Origin of the sequence: Sphingobium terrigena (assembly GCF_003591655.1) — a bacterium.
GTDB classification, from domain to species: Bacteria; Pseudomonadota; Alphaproteobacteria; order Sphingomonadales; family Sphingomonadaceae; genus Sphingobium; species Sphingobium terrigena.
The window spans coordinates 149,366-167,662 of sequence record NZ_QVRA01000001.1; the positions used below are offsets into that span (position 1 = coordinate 149,366).

At 65.9% G+C, this 18,297-nt stretch carries 18 protein-coding genes; 15 read left to right on the forward strand and 3 right to left on the reverse strand.

What is annotated here, in order from left to right; translation table 11 throughout:
* Positions 1–114: 114 nt before the first annotated feature.
* The 7 genes from lptE (at position 115) to D0Z70_RS00755 (ending at position 7,149) form a co-directional block, all read left to right on the forward strand.
* Positions 115–618: an LPS assembly lipoprotein LptE gene (gene lptE / locus D0Z70_RS00725; protein ID WP_119743513.1), complete on the forward strand. Its 504-nt coding sequence runs from the start codon at positions 115–117 to the stop codon at positions 616–618.
* Positions 615–1,640, forward strand: a complete 1,026-nt coding sequence (holA, locus tag D0Z70_RS00730) for a DNA polymerase III subunit delta (RefSeq protein WP_119743514.1) — start codon at positions 615–617, stop codon at positions 1,638–1,640. The genes lptE and holA overlap by 4 nt, the downstream gene beginning before the upstream one ends.
* Before the next feature lie 42 nt (positions 1,641–1,682).
* Positions 1,683–2,771, forward strand: coding sequence for a type III polyketide synthase (locus tag D0Z70_RS00735; protein WP_119743515.1), 1,089 nt, complete (start codon positions 1,683–1,685; stop codon positions 2,769–2,771).
* Complete coding sequence (locus D0Z70_RS00740; RefSeq protein ID WP_119743516.1) at positions 2,768–3,454, forward strand: methyltransferase domain-containing protein; 687 nt, start codon at positions 2,768–2,770, stop codon at positions 3,452–3,454. The genes D0Z70_RS00735 and D0Z70_RS00740 overlap by 4 nt, the downstream gene beginning before the upstream one ends.
* Entirely contained in the window at positions 3,445–4,515 is a 1,071-nt protein-coding gene (locus D0Z70_RS00745) for an NAD(P)/FAD-dependent oxidoreductase (protein WP_239018761.1), read from the forward strand. The genes D0Z70_RS00740 and D0Z70_RS00745 overlap by 10 nt, the downstream gene beginning before the upstream one ends.
* A 31-nt stretch (positions 4,516–4,546) precedes the next feature.
* The gene (gene msrB, locus D0Z70_RS00750; RefSeq protein WP_119743518.1) at positions 4,547–4,948 is read left to right on the forward strand and encodes a peptide-methionine (R)-S-oxide reductase MsrB; all 402 of its coding nucleotides are present in this window, start codon (positions 4,547–4,549) and stop codon (positions 4,946–4,948) included.
* A 116-nt stretch (positions 4,949–5,064) separates the two neighbouring features.
* Positions 5,065–7,149, forward strand: a complete 2,085-nt coding sequence (locus tag D0Z70_RS00755; protein WP_119743519.1) for a transglycosylase domain-containing protein — start codon at positions 5,065–5,067, stop codon at positions 7,147–7,149.
* Positions 7,150–7,261: 112 nt separating this feature from the next.
* On the opposite strand, the gene D0Z70_RS00760 is transcribed toward D0Z70_RS00755, so the two are convergent.
* Complete coding sequence (locus D0Z70_RS00760) at positions 7,262–8,251, reverse strand: retroviral-like aspartic protease family protein (RefSeq protein WP_119743520.1); 990 nt, start codon at positions 8,249–8,251, stop codon at positions 7,262–7,264.
* Positions 8,252–8,516: 265 nt separating this feature from the next.
* On the opposite strand from D0Z70_RS00760, the gene rho reads away from it, so the two are divergent.
* Together rho and D0Z70_RS00770 are read left to right on the forward strand one after the other, a co-directional pair.
* A complete protein-coding gene (gene rho, locus D0Z70_RS00765) occupies positions 8,517–9,773 on the forward strand; it encodes a transcription termination factor Rho (RefSeq protein WP_119743521.1) in 1,257 nt (418 codons plus the stop codon).
* A 16-nt stretch (positions 9,774–9,789) separates the two neighbouring features.
* Positions 9,790–10,512 carry a YjbE family putative metal transport protein gene (locus D0Z70_RS00770; protein WP_119743522.1) on the forward strand — a complete coding sequence of 241 codons (723 nt, stop codon included), beginning with the start codon at positions 9,790–9,792 and terminating at the stop codon, positions 10,510–10,512.
* 160 nt (positions 10,513–10,672) lie between these two features.
* On the opposite strand, the gene D0Z70_RS00775 is transcribed toward D0Z70_RS00770, so the two are convergent.
* Together D0Z70_RS00775 and D0Z70_RS00780 are read right to left on the reverse strand one after the other, a co-directional pair.
* Positions 10,673–11,641 (reverse strand): quinone oxidoreductase family protein, encoded by a 969-nt coding sequence (locus D0Z70_RS00775; protein ID WP_182913797.1) that lies wholly within the window; start codon positions 11,639–11,641, stop codon positions 10,673–10,675.
* Positions 11,641–12,339 (reverse strand): dienelactone hydrolase family protein, encoded by a 699-nt coding sequence (locus D0Z70_RS00780; RefSeq protein WP_119743523.1) that lies wholly within the window; start codon positions 12,337–12,339, stop codon positions 11,641–11,643. Before D0Z70_RS00780 ends, D0Z70_RS00775 begins: the two co-directional genes overlap by 1 nt.
* A 148-nt stretch (positions 12,340–12,487) precedes the next feature.
* Between D0Z70_RS00780 and D0Z70_RS00785 the strand changes: the two genes are divergently transcribed.
* The 6 genes from D0Z70_RS00785 to D0Z70_RS00810 all read left to right on the forward strand — a co-directional run bounded on the left by D0Z70_RS00785 (position 12,488) and on the right by D0Z70_RS00810 (position 18,287).
* A complete protein-coding gene (locus D0Z70_RS00785; protein WP_119743524.1) occupies positions 12,488–12,736 on the forward strand; it encodes a DUF6489 family protein in 249 nt (82 codons plus the stop codon).
* 15 nt (positions 12,737–12,751) lie between these two features.
* Positions 12,752–14,035, forward strand: coding sequence for a tRNA uridine-5-carboxymethylaminomethyl(34) synthesis GTPase MnmE (gene mnmE / locus D0Z70_RS00790; RefSeq protein WP_119743525.1), 1,284 nt, complete (start codon positions 12,752–12,754; stop codon positions 14,033–14,035).
* A 61-nt stretch (positions 14,036–14,096) separates the two neighbouring features.
* Entirely contained in the window at positions 14,097–15,947 is a 1,851-nt protein-coding gene (mnmG, locus tag D0Z70_RS00795; RefSeq protein ID WP_119743526.1) for a tRNA uridine-5-carboxymethylaminomethyl(34) synthesis enzyme MnmG, read from the forward strand.
* Positions 15,944–16,588, forward strand: a complete 645-nt coding sequence (gene rsmG / locus D0Z70_RS00800; RefSeq protein ID WP_119743527.1) for a 16S rRNA (guanine(527)-N(7))-methyltransferase RsmG — start codon at positions 15,944–15,946, stop codon at positions 16,586–16,588. The genes mnmG and rsmG overlap by 4 nt, the downstream gene beginning before the upstream one ends.
* The gene (locus tag D0Z70_RS00805; RefSeq protein ID WP_119743528.1) at positions 16,585–17,367 is read left to right on the forward strand and encodes a ParA family protein; all 783 of its coding nucleotides are present in this window, start codon (positions 16,585–16,587) and stop codon (positions 17,365–17,367) included. The genes rsmG and D0Z70_RS00805 overlap by 4 nt, the downstream gene beginning before the upstream one ends.
* Entirely contained in the window at positions 17,364–18,287 is a 924-nt protein-coding gene (locus D0Z70_RS00810; RefSeq protein WP_119743529.1) for a ParB/RepB/Spo0J family partition protein, read from the forward strand. Before D0Z70_RS00805 ends, D0Z70_RS00810 begins: the two co-directional genes overlap by 4 nt.
* Positions 18,288–18,297: the final 10 nt, after the last annotated feature.

Sequence of the window (18,297 nt, forward strand, 5' to 3'; positions counted from 1 at the left end):
CCTCCCCCTCAAAGGGGGAGGGGTCTTATCGGTCATGATCATGGCAACTTGCTATGCCAACAACACGTCAATCCCGCTTTCGCAGGAACGATGGAGGGTTTAAGGGTTCAGGTCATGAAGCGCATCATCCCCCTCCTCGCCGTCCCGCTCCTGCTCACCGCCTGTGGCCTGCGCCCGGTCTATGGCGGGGGCGCGAACGGGACGGTGGCACAGGCGTTGGGCCATGTCGAGGTGCAGCCGATTGCGGGCAAGAATGGCTGGTTGATGCGCAACGCGCTCAACGACCGGCTGGCCGCGATGCAGCAGGGCGGGTCCGGGCCGCGCTACAAGCTTGTGGTCAAGCTGGACGACCAGATTACCGGCTTCGGTCTGCGGTCCGACGCTGCCGTCACCCGCGAACGCCGCACCTTGCGCGCGCGCTATCAGCTGGTGGATGAGGCGACGGGCGCGCAATTGCTGGACGACAGCGCCGGGTCGGACGCGGGCATCGACGTCACCTCCAGCGAATTTGCCACGATCGCGGCGGAAGATACGGCGCTGGAACGCCTGTCCCAGACGGTGGCGGACCAGATCATCGCGCGGCTGGCCCTTTATGCCAACCGGGATCGCACCCCTTGAAGGCCAATCGCGGCCAGATCGAAAAGGCGCTCGACGCGCCATCGGCAGCGCTGCGCTTCATCCTGCTCTATGGCCCGGACGAAGCGGCCAGCCAGGCGCTGGTCCGGCGGCTGGAGCGGGCGATGGGACCGGGGGCGGAGCGGGTGGACCTGGACGGATCGACCCTGCGCGATGATCCGGCCCGCCTGTCCGATGAAGCCGCGTCCTTTTCCATGTTTGGCGACAAGCGCTGGATTCGCGTCCATGGCATGGGCGAGGAATCGCTGCCCGCGCTGACCGCGCTGCTGGAGGCCGAAGCGGCGGGCAATCCCGTCATCGCGGTGGCGGGCGCGCTGAAAGCCACGTCGAAGCTGCTCAAGCTGGCGCTGGATCACAAGGCGACGCTCGCCTTCGTCTCCTACCAGCCCGATGCGCGCGAATCGGAGCAGATTGCCATCGGCATCGCGCGCGAGGGCGGGCTGCGGCTGTCGACCGAACTGGCGCGGCGGATCGTCGATCTGGCCAACGGCGACCGGGCGCTGATGAGCGGCGAGGTGGAGAAGCTGATCCTCTATCTCGACGCCGCGCCGGACCGTCCGCGTGAGGCGACGGCCGAAGCGCTGGATGCGCTGTCGGCTGACAATCCCGATACGGAGGTTGCGCCGCTGGTCAACGCCGTGCTGGGGGGTGACCTTAAGGCCATGCACCGCGAACTGACCAGCCTGTCGGAGGTTGGCGCGAGCATGGCGTCGGTCATCCGCCCGCTGCTGACCCGCGCCATGCTGCTGGCCAATATCCGCGCCGATTTCGACAGTAGCGGACGGCTGGAGGGCGCGGTCGAGGCGGCAGGCAAGGCGGTATTCTGGAAGGAAAAGGGCGTGGTGACGCGGCAGGTGCGGCTGTGGGACGCGACCGGCATCGCCCGCGTCATACAGCGGCTGGCGCAGGCCGAGCGCGCCACACGATCGGGCAGGGGGACCGGCGACCTGCTGGTCCGGCACGAACTGCTGACGATCGCGCGGCAGGCGGCGCGGGAACGATAGGCGGCGACAGGCGCTTTGACGGCTAAACAGGTCGCGACACGGATGGCAGGACCGGGCCACCGCGCCAGCGCGCAACAAAGGCAGCGCATCATTTCGTCCACCGCCACCATCCACGCCATCGGCACCGCTGTTCCCATGACTGACGTCCACCCGGCCTTTATCGACTGGGCAGGTGCGCGCATTGCCGACCGGCGAGAGCGGGCGCTGTTCGTGCGCATGGCGCAGCGCAGCGGGATTGCGCATCGCTGGTCGGTGCTGGAATCGCCGACCGCGCAGGGCGGATTTTATGGCGCGGCGTGGCCGACCACGGCGCAGCGCATGGCCATTTATGCCGACGAAGCGCCGCTATTGGCCGCGCGGGCTGTGTCGGCGTTGGGGGAGCAGGTCGCGATCGACGGCATCACCCATCTGGTGGTCGCCAGCTGCACCGGCTTTACTGCGCCGGGGATCGACCAGCGGCTGATTACGCTGCTGGGGCTGGCCCCTTCGGTCGAGCGGCTGATGGTTGGCTATATGGGCTGTTATGCCGCGATCGTCGCGCTGCGCTCCGCCCGGCACATCGTGCGGTCGGAACCGGGCGCGCGGGTGCTGGTGGTGTGCGTGGAACTGAGCAGCCTGCATTTGCAGGACGATGCGCGGGTCGAGCCGTTGCTGGCGATGCTGCAATTTGGCGATGGCGCGGCGGCGGCCTTGGTAAGCGGCGGGCCGGGCGGGATTGCGCTTGGGCAACCCTTTGCCATGACGGTGCCGGATACGGCGGGCCTCATCCGCTGGGATCTGGGCGACCATGGTTTTGCCATGCATTTGTCGGGCGAAGTGCCGGGCGCGATCGCGCAGGCTCTGGCGGGGACGGTGACGCTGCCGGTGCCTGCCGAAAGCGTCGATCTGTGGGCGGTCCATGCCGGGGGACGCTCCATCCTCGACGCGGTGGCGCGGGCGCTGGATCTCGCGCCGGACGCGCTGGAGCATAGCCGGGCGGTGCTGCGCGCCTTTGGCAATATGTCGTCGGCGACTTTGATGTTCGTGCTGGCGCGGATATTGGCGGGCGGCGAGACCGGGCAGGGGATCGCGCTCGCCTTCGGACCGGGGCTGGCGGCGGAGGGGCTGACCTTTCGTCGCGAAACGCCATGAAGCGGTCGCTGGCCCAGGAACAGATGGACGCGGTCGATCTGCCTGCCGATATCTATGCGCGGGTGCTGGTCGATCTCGACCGGGTCAACCGGGTGACGCTGGCGGCGCGACCGACGCTTGGCTTTCTCGATCGCGCAGCGACCGGGCCGTTTCGGCTGCTCGACGTTGGCTATGGCGATGGCGGGATGTTGCGGCAGATCGCGCGATGGGCGAAACGGCGCGGCATGGCCTGCGAACTGGTGGGTATCGATCTCAATGCACGCAGTCAGGCCGTGGCGCAGGCGCACACCGACCCGGCCATGGCGATCGACTATCGCACCGGCGACTATGCGGCGCTTGGGGCCGCGCTGGCGCATGAACCATGGGACATCATCATTTCCAGCCTGGTGACGCACCATATGGATGATGCGGAGCGGCTGGCGTTCCTGCGCTTCATGGAGGATCAGGCGCGCATGGGCTGGTTCGTCAACGACCTGCACCGCCATGGTTTCGCCTATCATGGCTATCCATTACTGGCCCGGCTGCTGCTTGTGCATCCGATCGTGCGGCAGGATGGGCAACTCTCGATCGCGCGCAGCTTCGTGGCGGACGAATGGCGGACGATGCTGGCCGCAGCGCATATAAGCGAGGCGCGAATAGAGCGCGTCTTTCCCTTCCGGCTGTGTGTATCCCGGTGCCGATAATCATCGGGGCAGGCCCGGCTGGCGCAGCAGTGGCGATGCGGCTGGCGCGGGCAGGGGCGGCACCGCTGTTGATCGATCGGCAGGTCGTGCCGGGTGATGCGCTATGTGGCGGGTTTCTCAGCTGGGCGACGGTCGCGCAGATCGCGGCGCTGGGGATTGAGCCGGTAGCGCTGGGTGGCCACAGGATCGACAGGCTGGCGCTGTTTGCGGGTGGGCAGGAGATCGTCCTGCCGCTCCCCGCGCCGGGCATGGGCCTGTCGCGGCACCGGCTCGATACGCTGTTGCGCGCCGCTGCGCAGGATGCGGGGGTGACGTTCCGCCTCGGCCATGCGGTGCGGACGCTGTCGTCCACCACCATCATGATGGATGATGGCGACGCGATCGACTGGGACAGCCTGTTCCTGGCGAGCGGCAAGCATGACCTGCGCGGGGCGGCGCGGCCCCATGGCGGGGCGGACCCGGAGCTGGGGTTGCGCCTTCGCCTGCCGCCCAGTGCGACGCGGCATCGGCTGATCGGTGGCCGGATCGAACTCCACTGGGTCGATGGCGGCTATGTCGGCCTGTTGTTGCAGGAGGATGGCAGCGCCAATCTGTGCATGGCGATGCGCAAGAGCGCCTTGGCAGCGGCGGGCGGGCGTCCGATGGCGTTGATCGCGCAACTGGCCGATCAGGCCCCCGCACTGGCGGATCGGTTGGGGGATGTGCCGGGTGATGCGCCTGTCGATGCGATCGGCGACGTTCCCTATGGCTGGCGCGCGACGACCAGCTGGCCGGGTCTCTACCGGCTGGGCGATCAGGCGGCGGTGATCCCTTCGCTGGCCGGGGAGGGGATCGGCATCGCGCTGGCCAGTGCAGAGGCGGCGGTGGCGCAGTGGCAGGGAGCGGGGCGCGAGGGCGCGGCGCGATATCAGCGCGATTTTGCCCGGCGGGCGTTGCTGCCGCTGCGCGCGGCGGCGGGATTTCGGGCGTTGGGGCGCAGGCCGGGGCTGCTCCGTCTGCTGGCGGCGACGCCGGGCGCGGCGCGTCTGGCGATGCGCCTCACCCGTATCGCAGGCGCTTGATCGGCGCGCTGCCTGCGCCCATATTGCGGCCATGGACAAGCTCAACCTGACCGACGCCGAATGGCGCGACCGCCTATCCCCCGAACGCTATCATGTGTTGCGCGAGGGCGGGACGGAACGGGCCTTTACCGGCAAACTCAACAGCAACAAGGCCGACGGCGTCTATTATTGCGCTGGCTGCGGCGCGGAATTGTTCGACGCGGAAGAAAAATATGACAGCGGGTCGGGCTGGCCCAGCTTTACAGCGCCGGTGGACATCGACGCGGTCGAGGAAATTCGCGACGCCAGCCATGGCATGATCCGCACCGAAGTGCGCTGCGCCACCTGCGAAGGGCATCTGGGCCATGTGTTCCCCGATGGTCCGGGCGTCAATGGCCTGCGCTATTGCATGAACAGCGCCTCGCTCGACTTCAAGCCGCGCGAGGAAGAATAACCGTTCATGCCATGTAAAGCGGTGATCTTCATGGAGACGGTCACGGCAATTTTCCGGGCAGGGCGCATGAAACACGCTGGCCGGGGCCGGGATTAGCGGGTATCCGGGGCGCACAGATGGCAGGATCAGGCAAGAGCAAGGGCACGCCGGGCAAGGCGAAGCGATGGCTGGTTCGCGGCCTGAAGATCAGCGTCGCGGCCGGGGTCGCCGGGCTGCTGGCGGTGGTGATCGCCGTCGTCATCGCAATGCAGTCGTTGCCCGACTATGACAGCCTCAAATCCTCCCCCAATGGCCAGATGATCCGCGTCCACGCCGCCGATGGCAGCGTCATCGTATCGCTGGGGCCAAGTTTCGGGCGCTGGATGGATTATGACCAGATTCCCAAGGTCATGGTCGACGCGATGATCTCGACCGAGGACAAGCGTTTCTACCTCCACCCCGGCGTCGACCCGATCGGCATGGCGCGCGCTGCCTGGGTCGCGGTGGAAAATCGCGGCAAGGGTCGCCGCTGGCAGGGTGCGTCCACCATCACCCAGCAGGTGACGCGCAACATTTTCCTCAACAACAGCTATAGCTGGGGCCGCAAGGTGCGGGAAATGGTGCTGGCGATGGCGCTGGAGCGCAAATTCTCCAAGCGCCAGATCCTCGAACTCTATCTGAACAAGGTCTATTTCGGCGGTGGCGCCTATGGCATCGACGCTGCCAGCCGCAAATTTTTCGGCCATCCCGCCACGACACTGAACCTGCCCGAAGCCGCGATCATCGCGGGCCTGGTCAAGGCGCCGTCGAGCTACTCGCCCACCGCCGACGCGGACGCCGCGATCGGCCGTGCGGGCGTGGTGCTGGACCTGATGCGCGACAATGGCGTGATCAGCGCGTCGGAGCGCGCGGCAGCCGACATAGACGGGGTCAAGCTGGCCCCCGAACCGCCGCAGAACAGCGTGCGCTACTTCACCGACTGGGCGCTGCCCCAGCTTGACGTGCTGATGGACGAGCCGAACGAGCCGCTGGAAGTCTATACCACCATCGACCTCAACATGCAGAAGGCGGCGACCGCAGCGATCCAGGCCAATGTGCCTGCGGGGACGCAGGGCGCTTTGGTGTCGCTCGACCGCGACGGCGCGGTGCGGGCGATGGTCGGTGGTCTCGATTATGTGACGTCCAACTATAACCGCGCGACCACCGCGACCCGCCAGCCCGGATCGGCGTGGAAAATCTTTGTCTATATGGCAGCGCTGGAGGCGGGCTATACCCCCGACACCGGCGTCAGTGACGAGCCGGTCGATATTAACGGGTGGAAGCCGCGCAACAGTTCCGGGCGCTTTTCCGGCGATATCGATATCCGCACCGCCTTTGCCTATTCGATCAACACGGTCGCGGCGAAGCTGGGGGTGGAGGTCGGCTTCCCGACCGTTGCCGACATGGCGCGCCGCTTTGGCGTAACCACGCCGATCAACACCCACCCTTCGATGGTGCTGGGTACGTCGGACGTGCGCTTGATCGACATGACCCGCGCCTTCGCCTCGATCGCGCGCAAGGGGATTGCGGTCACCCCCTATGGCATCACCAAGGTAACGACAGCGGATGGCCGTACCCTCTATGAGCATCAGGACGATACCAGCCGCGTGCTGGTCGCCCCCTGGGTCGCGGCGGGGATGACAGACCTGATGCAGACCGCCGTGTCCACCGGCACTGGCAAGGCGGCGCAGATCGGACGGCCCGTGGCGGGCAAGACCGGCACGACCAGCAGCAACAAGGATGGCTGGTTCCTGGGCTTTTCCAGCGGCGTCACCACCGGCGTATGGATGGGCCGCGACGACGCACGCGCAGTCGGCGTGTTGCAGGGTGGCCGCGCGCCAGCCCGCGCCTTTGCCGATTATATGAAGGTGGCGGTCGCCAAACGCCCGGTCGAACCGTTCGAGACCGAAGTGACTTTGCCGGAATGGCAATTGGAGCCGGACGCCGAAGCCTATTATGGCAGCCCCGATAATGGTGCCGACAGCGGCATGATGGTGGATGAGAATGGCCTGCCGATCGAGCGCGCCCGCCCGACCGCCCCGGACCCGCGCGATGATCAGGATCTGGAGGTCGATCCCCAGGATCGACTGTCGTCGCAGCGGATCGACCAGCAATGGATCGACAATGTGCTGGGCCGCGACCGGCAGCGCCAGCCGCCTTCGCGGCCTGCGCCTAGTCCGTAGGGTTTGATCACGTCACCTTGATCCGTTCGTTTCGAGCGAAGTCGAGAAACCGCGCGCTGCCGTTTCTCGACTTCGCTCGAAACGAACGGAGGTTTTTGCTCCGCTCGCTCGATTATTGAACGGGCAGTGTATCCGGCGGCACAACCGCCGCCAGCTGTGTCTGGCTGATCACACTGGCATCGGGCAGCAGGAAATCCACCTTCCCCCGGCCAAAGTCGATCGCCACCTTGTCGAAGATGCGCAGCGCGCTGATCCCCAGCAGCAGGGCGGGCTTGTCCTTCATCCCCAGTTCGGCAAAGGGGCTGGCGTCGGCGAACAGCACCGGCACCTGGGTCAGGTTGACCCGCCCCATCCGCACCGACTTGATCCGCCCGACTTGGCCCGTCAGCTGCCCGCCGGTCACGCTGGTCAGGACCGCTTCTGCCATGTCCGGCGCGCGCTTTTTGGCGATCAGCCGGTCGCGCAGCGCCAGATTGCCGATGCTGAAATGGCTGCCAGTGTCCAGCATGACCGCGACCTTCATGCCGTTCACCTCGGAATCGAGCAGGATCAGCTGGCCGCGCCGCCGCCGCGCCTCCACCACGATTGCATCGGGGTCGATCGCCACGCGGCGGCGCGATCCGCTGGCGCTGATCTCCATCCGTCCGGTGCGGAAATTGAGCAGCAGCCGCTTGGCGTGCAGGCTGTCCAGCCCCAGCAGGCCGGGTGCGCCCAGATGCTCGCCCTCCAGCACCGGTGCCTCGATATCGTCGATCGTCCCGCCGCCAAAGCCAAGGCGTGGCACAGCGACAGTCCCGGCCTCCGACCGGCCGGTCATGCTCAGGATCGTTACATTGGCGCGGGGGGACAGCGCCAGCTGCTCGGCCAGATCGCGGGCGATGACGGTGCGTTGCGATCCGGTGTCGATGATGAAGTTCCACGGTCCCTTGCCATCGATATGGATGGGGATCGTTACCCGTTCGTCGGGCGAGGGGCCGGTGCGGACGATGGCGGGCGGAATGGCCGGATCAAGCGCAGACATGTCCTGCGCGGCCAGCGGCAGTCCGGCAGTCATCAGGCCGATCGCCAGCCCCGTGAGCCGCATCGCCCGGTGCCATCCCATTGCCGCATCCTTTCCCGATTTTATGGCACGACTATAGCATGAAGCCGGGTGGTCGCACCAGTGACACCCCTTAACCCGAATCGACGCTGCGCCGCCATTTTCCCTGGTCCCGCGCACAGTCCTGCCTTGACTTGGACCGGCCCGCTTCGCTAAATGCGCCCACTATCGACCCTGCCTGTCCTGGGCAGGCGTCTGGCGGCGTCCTGCTCGCCTGTGTCCCGCCGTTTCCGGCGCTATTCTCCTCTCGTCATCGGACCGACTCGCAATGCATCTCAAGGACCTCAAGAAAACCGCGCCCGCCGACCTCGTCACTATGGCAGAGGAACTGGGCGTCGAGGGCGCGTCGACCCTGCGCAAGCAGGATCTGATGTTCGCGATCCTGAAGGCCGAGGCCGAAAATGGCGAGCAGATCATGGGCGAAGGCACGATCGAGGTGCTGCCCGATGGCTTCGGCTTCCTGCGCAGCCCGGAGGCCAATTTCCTGGCCGGTCCCGACGACATCTATGTTTCGCCCAATCAGGTGCGCCGTTTCGGCCTGCGCACCGGTGACACGGTCGACGGCGAAATCCGCGCGCCCAAGGATGGCGAGCGCTATTTCGCCCTCGTCAAGCTCAACACCGTCAATTTCGACGATCCCGATGTGGTCCGCCACCGCGTCAATTTCGACAATCTGACGCCGCTCTATCCCGAATCGAAGCTGACGCTCGATCCCTATGATCCGACCCAGAAGGACAAGTCGGCGCGCGTCATCGACATCGTCTCGCCCCAGGGCAAGGGCCAGCGCACGCTGATCGTCGCGCCGCCGCGCGTCGGCAAGACGGTGATGCTCCAGAACATCGCCAAGGCCATCACCGACAATCATCCCGAAGTGTTCCTGATCGTCCTGCTGATCGACGAGCGCCCGGAAGAAGTCACCGACATGCAGCGCAGCGTGAAGGGGGAGGTCGTCTCCTCCACTTTCGACGAACCGGCCACCCGCCACGTCCAGGTCGCCGAAATGGTGATCGAAAAGGCCAAGCGCCTGGTGGAGCATAAGAAGGATGTGGTGATCCTGCTCGATTCGATCACCCGTCTGGGCCGCGCCTACAACACGGTGGTCCCCTCGTCGGGCAAGGTGCTGACCGGCGGTGTGGACGCCAACGCGCTCCAGCGGCCCAAGCGCTTCTTCGGCGCTGCGCGTAATATTGAGGAGGGCGGCTCGCTCTCGATCATCGCCACCGCCCTGATCGACACCGGCAGCCGCATGGACGAAGTCATTTTCGAAGAATTCAAGGGCACCGGCAACTCGGAAATCGTGCTGGATCGCAAGGTCGCCGACAAGCGCATCTTCCCGGCGCTGGACGTCGGCAAGTCCGGTACCCGCAAGGAAGAATTGCTGGTCGACAAGGCCAAGCTCAGCAAGATGTGGGTGCTGCGCCGCATCCTGATGCAGATGGGCACGATCGACGCGATGGAGTTCCTGCTGGACAAGATGAAGGACAGCAAGACCAACGAAGATTTCTTCGATTCGATGAACCAGTAAGCGGGGCTGCGACACTATGTTCGACCTTCTCACGACCGCCGCCGCTGCCGCTCAGGGTCTGGGTTCGCCCGCCGATATCTGGGGGCATATCGTCCATGATTTCAGCAATATAACATCGCCCAGCGCGCTGGCCGCCTTTGGTCAGGTGCTGATGATCGACATTTTGCTGGCGGGCGACAATGCCATCGTCGTCGGCGCTCTGGCCGCTGGCCTGCCCGCTGCGCAGCGCAAGAAGGTGATCCTGATCGGGATCATCGCCGCGCTGGTGCTGCGCATCGGTTTCGCGCTGGTGGTCAGCCAGCTGATGCAGATTGTCGGCCTGATCCTGGCCGGTGGCCTGCTGCTCCTGTGGGTCAGCTTCAAAATGTGGCGGGAGCTTCACCCCAAGCGGGGCGGGGATACGCCGGGCGACACCAGCGACGACGATATATCGGGCCTGCGCCCGGCCAAGAGCTTCGCGGCCGCCGCCTGGGCCGTGGCCGTTGCCGATGTCAGCATGAGCCTGGACAATGTGCTGGCCGTCGCTGGCGCGGCCAAGGACCATCCGGGCATCCTGATCATCGGGCTGATCCTGTCGGTCGCGCTGATGGGCATCGCGGCGAACATCATCGCCAAATATATCGAACGCTTCCGCTGGATCGCCTATCTGGGCCTTGCCGTCATCATCTATGTCGCGGTCAAGATGATCTATGACGGCTTTGTCGATCATCAGGTGGGGATTTTGACGCTGTTTGGCTGAAGGCCCGACGCAGCGACGCGACAAAAAGGGGGCGGAACCACACAGGTTCCGCCCCCCCCTTTTTGTTTCTGCGCTACCGACCGGTCGTTTCGAGCGAAGTCGAGAAACGCTGGCGCGGCGCTTTTCACTTCTCGACTTCGCTCGAAGCGAACGGATGTTGTTAAGGGATCAACACCGTCGACCCGGTCGTCTCCCTTGCCTCCAGCGCGCGATGCGCTTCCGCCGCATCGCTCAGCGCAAAACGCTGGCCGATCACCGCCTTCACAACCCCGCGTTGCATCCGGTCGAAAAGCCGCTCGGCGGTGTGCGCCAGTTCCTGCGGCGTCGCGATATAGTCGAACAGGGTGGGGCGGGTGACGTAGAGCGATCCGCCCCGGCTCAGCTCCAGCAGGCTGACAGGCGGCACCGCGCCCGACGCATTGCCATAGCTGACCATCAGCCCGCGTCGTTTGAGGCTGGCGAGCGAGGAAGCCCAGCTATCCTTGCCCACGCCATCATAGACGACATCGACGCCCTTGCCGCTGGTCAGGTCGCGCACGGTTGCGGCCAGGCCATCGAAGGGTCCGTGCAGGCTATGGTCGGCATCGACCAGCGCCGCTTTTTCTGCCGATCCGCAATGGGCGATGACGATGACGCCCTTGTCGCGCAGCCACGGCACCAGCACCGATCCGACCCCGCCCGCCGCCGCATGGACCAGCGCGACCTGTCCGGGTTCCAGCCTGATCATATCCTCGGCCAGATAGCAGGCGGTCATGCCCTTGAGCATCATCGCCGCGGCATCCTCGTTGGATACGCCATCGGGGATTTTGACCGCCTTGTCGGCGGCGATGATGCGGTGGCTGGCATAGGCGCCCAGGCCGCTGGCGCAGCCGACCCGGTCGCCGATAGCAAAGCCGGTGACGCCAGCGCCCACCGCCACGATCTGCCCCGCACCCTCCGACCCCAAGGGGACGGGCAGGGGCGCGGGATAGAGGCCGGTGCGGTAATAGGTGTCGATAAAGTTGAGGCCGACCGCGTCCTGCGCGACCAGCAATTCGCCTTCACCCGGTGCGCCCGGATCGAAATCCTCCCGCGCTATCACCTCCGGCCCGCCATGGCTGCGGGCGACCATGCGCCACCCGCCGCTCATCAGGCGAGATGCTCGGCGAAGAAATCCGCCGTCCGCTTATCCGCCAATTGCGCCGCGGCCTCGTCCCGGCGATTGCCCATTTCGGCGGCAAAGCCATGATCCAGCCCGTCATAGTCGTGCAGCGTCAGGTGGCGATTATCGTCCAGCCCGGCGTGCATCGCTGCCTGTGCTTCGGCCGGAACGAAGCCGTCAGCGGTCGGGATATGCAGCAGAGTCGGCTTGCCGATCGCATGTTGCTCGCCCAGCAATCCGTCGATGCCCACGCCATAATAGGCCACGAACGCATCGCCATCCGTCCGGCACGCCGCCATGAACGCCAGCCGCCCGCCCAGGCAATAGCCGACCAGCCCGACCTTGCCGCCGCCCGCAGCCGCGCGCGCCGCCCGGATCGTCGCTTCAAGGTCGCGGATCGCCTGATCCTGATTGAGTTTCTGCATATGGCCGATCGCCGCCTGGAAATCCTCCGGCACGTCGGCGTCGAGATCCACATGCGGCTTTTCCCGCCAGAACAGATCGGGCGCATAGGCGACATAGCCCGCCTTGGCCCAGCTGTCGCACTTGCGGCGGATGCCTTCATTCACGCCGAAAATTTCCTGGATGACGATGATCGCAGCGGTGGCGTCCTCTGCCGGCTTGGCCACATAGGCGTCGAATGCGCCGTCGCCTTCCAGCGTCGGGACGGAAATAAAGCCTGCCATGGGGAATCCCTTCCATTTGTTGTGCCGCCCATATTGGCCTGTTCGCGGGGCAGCGCAACGGGCGAGTCACCCAAAAAATTTGCCATGACCGCCCCATTTGCGGCATGACGGGCGCAACGGAATTTTCCGTGCTGGAAGGGCTTGGGATATGAAGGTGACCGTTGATGTCGATTGCAGCCCGGCCGAAGCCCGCGCCTTTCTGGGCCTGCCCGATGTAACCCCGATTCACGACAAATATATCAAGACGATGCTGGAGGGATTTGAAGGCGTCGCCAATGTCGAGCAGATGGAAACATTGTTCAAAAGCTTCTCCCCCATGGGTGACGCGGGGGTGCGATTGTTCCAGCAGATGATGAATATCGGCCTGTCGGGCATGTCGGGCACCGAGAAGAAATAGGCCGCGCCACCTCCCGTGACCGATACGATTTTCGCCCTGTCGAGCGGCGCGCCGCCCGCAGGGATTGCGGTGATCCGCGTCAGCGGTCCCGCCGCCCGCACCGCGCTGGAGACGTTGGCCGGACGTGTGCCGCCGCCCCGCACCGCCAGCCTAGCGCTGCTGGTCGATCCGCAGGATGATGCGCCGCTCGATCGGGCGCTGACGTTATGGTTGCCTGGTCCGACGACCGTGACCGGCGACGATCTGGTCGAACTCCACTGCCATGGCGGCCGCGCGGTAGTGGCGGCAGTCGAAGCGGCGCTCGGCGCGATGCCGGGCCTGCGCCGGGCCGAGGCAGGGGAGTTTACCCGCCGCGCCTTCGCCAATGGCCGGATGGACCTGAACGCGGTGGAAGGGCTGGCCGATCTCCTGGCCGCCGAAACACAGCAGCAACGCCGCGCCGCGCTGATGATGGCGGAGGGGCATTTTTCGCGCCGGATCGAGGGCTGGCGCGCGACCCTGCTTGACCTGTCGGCGATGGCCGAAGCGGCGCTCGATTTTTCCGACGAGGATGATGTCCCCGATGCGGCGATCGAGACGCGGATCGGTGCAGGGATTGCGGCACTGGCGCGTGACGTGACTGCCGTGCTGGCCGCGCCATCGGCCGAACGCTTGCGCGATGGGGTGCGGGTGGTGCTGGCCGGGCCACCCAATGCGGGCAAATCGACCCTGCTCAACGTGCTGGTCGGGCGCGATGCCGCGATCGTTTCCGACATTGCCGGGACGACGCGCGACAGGATCGAGGTGCCAGCGGCGATCGGCGGCGTCGCTTTCCTGTTCACCGACACGGCGGGGCTGCGCGACGAGACGGGCGACGCAATCGAGGCGATCGGCATTGACCGGGCGCGATCGGCACTGGCGGCGGCGGACATCATATTGTGGCTGGGTGACGCAGCGGACGCGCCGCGCGAGAATGCGCTGCTGATCGCGGCGCAATGCGACCGGGACGGGGAGGGGGATCGACCCGGCCTCCGCCTGTCGGCCCGCACTGGCGAAGGGATGGAGGCACTGGTCGCGCTGCTACTCGATCGTGCGGCAAAGCTGTTGCCGGGCGAGGGCGACTATGCGCTGCACGCGCGACAGCGACAGCGAGTCGGACATATTGCAGCCTTTCTCGATTCCGCCGCCAACGCCCATGATCTGCTGATCCTTGCCGAGGATTTGCGACAGGCGCGGCGCGAGATCGACGCGCTGACCGGGCAGGCGGGGACTGAGGATATGCTCGACCGTCTGTTTGCAGGATTCTGCATCGGCAAATGAGCCACATGTTCCACGTGGAACGCTTTTGCCCCCGCCGCGCCTTTCTGATAAGGGCGGCACCATGCGAACAAGCTATGATGTGATCGTGGTCGGTGGCGGCCACGCCGGGTGTGAGGCGGCCGCCGCAGCAGCGCGCAAAGGCGCTGCGGTGGCGCTGCTCACCTTCGAGCGCGCGACCGTGGGCGCGATGTCGTGCAACCCGGCAATCGGCGGCCTGGGCAAGGGCCATCTGGTGCGCGAGGTCGATGCGCTCGACGGACTGATCGCCCGCGCCGCCGATGCCGCCGCTATCCATTATCGGATGCTCAACAGCAGCAAGGGCGCCGCCGTACAAGGGCCGCGCGTCCAGGCTGACCGCAAGCGCTATCGGGCCGCGATCCATCAGATGCTCGACGCGCAGTCCGGCCTGACCATTGTCGAGGGTGAAGCCGACGCGCTGCTGCTCGACGGCGATACCGTTGCCGGGCTGGCGCTGGCCGATGGCCGCGTCCTCCACGCGCCCTCGGCCGTGCTGGCGACCGGCACCTTTCTGGGCGGCAAGCTGTTCCGGGGCGACGAGCGCGAGACCGGCGGTCGTGTTGGCGAACGCGCTGCCACGACGCTCGGCATCCAGCTTCGCGCCATCGGCCTGCCGATCGGGCGGCTCAAGACCGGCACGCCACCGCGCATCGACGGGCGCACGATCGACTGGGCGCAGCTGGAGGCGCAGCCTTCCGACAGCGCTGCATGGACCATGTCGCCGTTGTCGACCGGGCGTGTGCTGCCGCAACTTGCTTGCGCCATCACCCGCACCAACGAACACACTCACCAGATCATCCGCGAAGGTCTGGGGCGCTCGCCCCTGTTCAGTGGCGCGATCGAAGGGCGGGGACCGCGTTACTGCCCGTCGATCGAGGACAAGATCCAGCGCTTCGGTGACCGCGACGGGCATCAGATTTTCCTGGAGCCGGAGGGGCTGGACGATCCGCTCGTCTATCCCAACGGCATCAGCACATCGCTGCCGACTGATGTGCAAATCGCCATGGTCCGATCCATGCGCGGGCTGGAGCGGGCCGAAATTGTCGTGCCGGGCTATGCCGTCGAATATGATCATGTCGATCCGCGCGCGCTCGATTCCACGTTGGAAGTCCGCGCTATTCCCGGCCTCTTCTGTGCCGGACAGATTAACGGCACCACCGGTTATGAGGAAGCCGCCGCGCAGGGGCTGATCGCCGGGGCCAATGCCGCCGCGCGGGCGCGGGGTGAGGGGGCTTTGGTGCTCGACCGGGCCAGCAGCTATATTGGGGTGATGATCGACGATCTGGTGTTGCAGGGCGTGACCGAACCCTATCGGATGCTGACCGCCCGCGCCGAGTATCGGCTGCGGTTGCGCGCCGACAATGCGGAGACGCGGCTGGGCGCGATTGGCCTTTCGCACGGGCTGATTGGCCCGGATCGCGCCGCACGTCTGACCGATCGCGCGGCGCAACGTGCTGCCGTGGAGGCTGAACTGGCCCGTCCCATGACTGCCACCGAAATGGCGCGCGCTGGCGCAACCGTGCGGCAGGATGGCGCGCGGCGCAGCCTGTTTGAATGGGCGCGCTTCCCCGAAGTCGATCAGTCACTATTGCTGTCTCTTGCTCCCGGCCTGCGCGATGCACCCGATGACCTGCGCGCCGAGATGTTGGAGGATGCGCATTACGCCCCCTATCTCGAACGGCAGGATGCAGAGATTGCCGATATGCGCCGCAACGAACGGGTCATGATCCCGGCCGATTTCGACTTCGCCCTGATCGGTGGCCTGTCCACCGAAATGATCGAGCGGCTCGATGCGGCCCGGCCCGATACGTTGGCGGCGGCCAGTCGGATCAGGGGGATCATTCCGGCGGCGTTGGCCGCGATCCTCGTCCATGTGCGCCGGGTGGCCGCGTGACCGAAGAGGAAGCGCGGGCCTGGCTCGATACGCAGTTCGATGTTTCACGTGAAACATGGGACCGGCTGGAGCGCTATGTCGCGATCCTGTTGGCGGCGATGGACGAGCAAAATCTGATCGCCGAATCGACCCGCCCCCATATCTGGGCGCGGCATATCGTCGATTCCGCGCAACTGCTGCGCCATGCCGAAAATGCGGGCGAGGGGGAGTGGTATGACCTTGGCTCCGGCGCAGGCTTGCCCGGCATCGTCGTTGCCTGTCTCTCCACCCGCCCGGTGACGATGGTGGAATCGCGGCGCAAGCGGATCGAGTTTCTCGACGCAGTGATCGACCAGCTCGACCTCAAGCGCGCGCGCGTATTCGGCGGGCGTGTCGAGGCGGTCCCGGCGACGGCCGCAGCGGTGATCAGCGCCCGCGCTTATGCCCCGCTACCCAAACTCCTGTCGTCCGCCGCGCATCTGGCGAGTGAAAAAACGCTCTGGGTGCTGCCCAAGGGACGAAATGCGCAAAATGAACTGGAGGCGGTGCGCCCATCGTGGCAAGGTGTCTTTCACATGGAAGCCAGCGTAACGGATGCCGATAGCGCCATCCTGATCGCCCAATCCGTCAAACCCGTCGCCAGGAGGAAAGGCCGCGCATGATCTGCATCGCCATCGCCAATCAGAAGGGCGGCGTGGGCAAGACCACCACCGCGATCAATCTGGCCACAGGATTGGCGGCTACGGGATTGCGGGTGTTGCTGGTCGATCTCGATCCGCAGGGCAATGCCTCGACCGGGCTGGGGGTGATGCAGGCTGACCGCGCGCAGTCCAGCTATGATCTGCTGGTTGGCAATTGCGCGCTGGAGGACGCCATCGTCGCTACCCGCGTGCCCAAGCTCGATCTCGTCCCGGCGACGCAGGATCTGTCAGGCTGCGAAATCGAACTGATCGAATATGAGGAACGCACCCACAGGCTGGAGCGCGTCTTGTCCGAAGCGCCTGCGGGCCGCTGGGACATTTGCCTGATCGACTGCCCGCCCTCGCTGGGGCTGCTGACGATCAACGCGATGGTGGCGGCGCAATCCTTGCTGGTGCCGTTGCAGTGCGAATTTTTCGCGCTCGAAGGGCTTTCGCAACTGCTCCAGACGGTCGAGCGTATTCGCGGTCGTTTCAATCCGGGTCTGTCGATCATGGGTGTGGCGCTGACCATGTATGACCGGCGCAACCGGCTGACCGATCAGGTGGCCGACGATGTGCGCGCCTGCCTGGGCGATCTGGTGTTCACCACCGTCATTCCGCGCAATGTGCGCCTGTCCGAAGCGCCCAGCCATGGCGTTCCAGCGTTGATCTATGACTTCCGCTGTTCGGGATCGGAAGCCTATATGCGACTGGCGCGCGAACTGATCGCGCGCCTGCCCCGGCAGGAGGTAGCGGCTTGAGCGACGACACCAGCGAAAAGCCCAAGGTGGTGAAGCGCCCGCACGGGCTGGGTCGCGGCCTGTCCGCACTGCTTGGCGACGTCGCGCGTGAGGAGCCAGTGGCCGCAGCCGCGCCGTCGCCATCGGGCAAGGCGATCCAGAGCATAGAGGTCGCGCTGATTCAGCCTCACCCCGAACAGCCGCGCCGCCATTTCGACGAAGGCGCGCTACAGGAACTGGCCGAAAGCATCGCCAAGCGCGGCGTGATCCAGCCGATTATCGTCCGGCCCCATGGTGGCGGCTTCCAGATCGTCGCGGGCGAACGCCGCTGGCGCGCGGCCCAGCGCGCCCATCTCCACCGCATCCCCGCCATCGTCCGCGATTTTGACGAGGCGGAGACGCTGGAAATCGCGCTCATTGAGAATATCCAGCGCGAAGATCTCAACCCGATCGAAGAGGCCGAAGCCTATCGCAAGCTGATCGCCGAATTTGATCACAGCCAGGAAGCGCTGGGGCGACTGGTCGGCAAATCGCGCAGCCATGTCGCCAATCTGATGCGGCTGCTCGATCTGCCCGCCACGGTGCAGCAGCAGGTGGTCGAACAGAAGATCAGCATGGGCCATGCCCGCGCCCTGATCGGCGCGCCGGATTGCGAGGCGCTGGCGCGGCAGGTCGAACAGAAGGGGCTGTCCGTCCGCGACACCGAACAACTGGTGCGCCGCGTCAAGAAGGGCGAGGATGCGCCCGTCGTGCGGCGCGGCGGCGGTTCGCGCGACAAGGATGCGGACATCGCCGCGCTGGAACAGCATCTGGCCGATATCTTGGGGCTGAAGGTCGATATCGACCATATGAGCGGCGCGGGCGGCTCCCTGTCGCTGCGCTACTCGACGCTCGACCAGCTCGACATGCTGTGCCAGCGTCTGTCTGGCGAACGCATCTAGGCCGTGAATC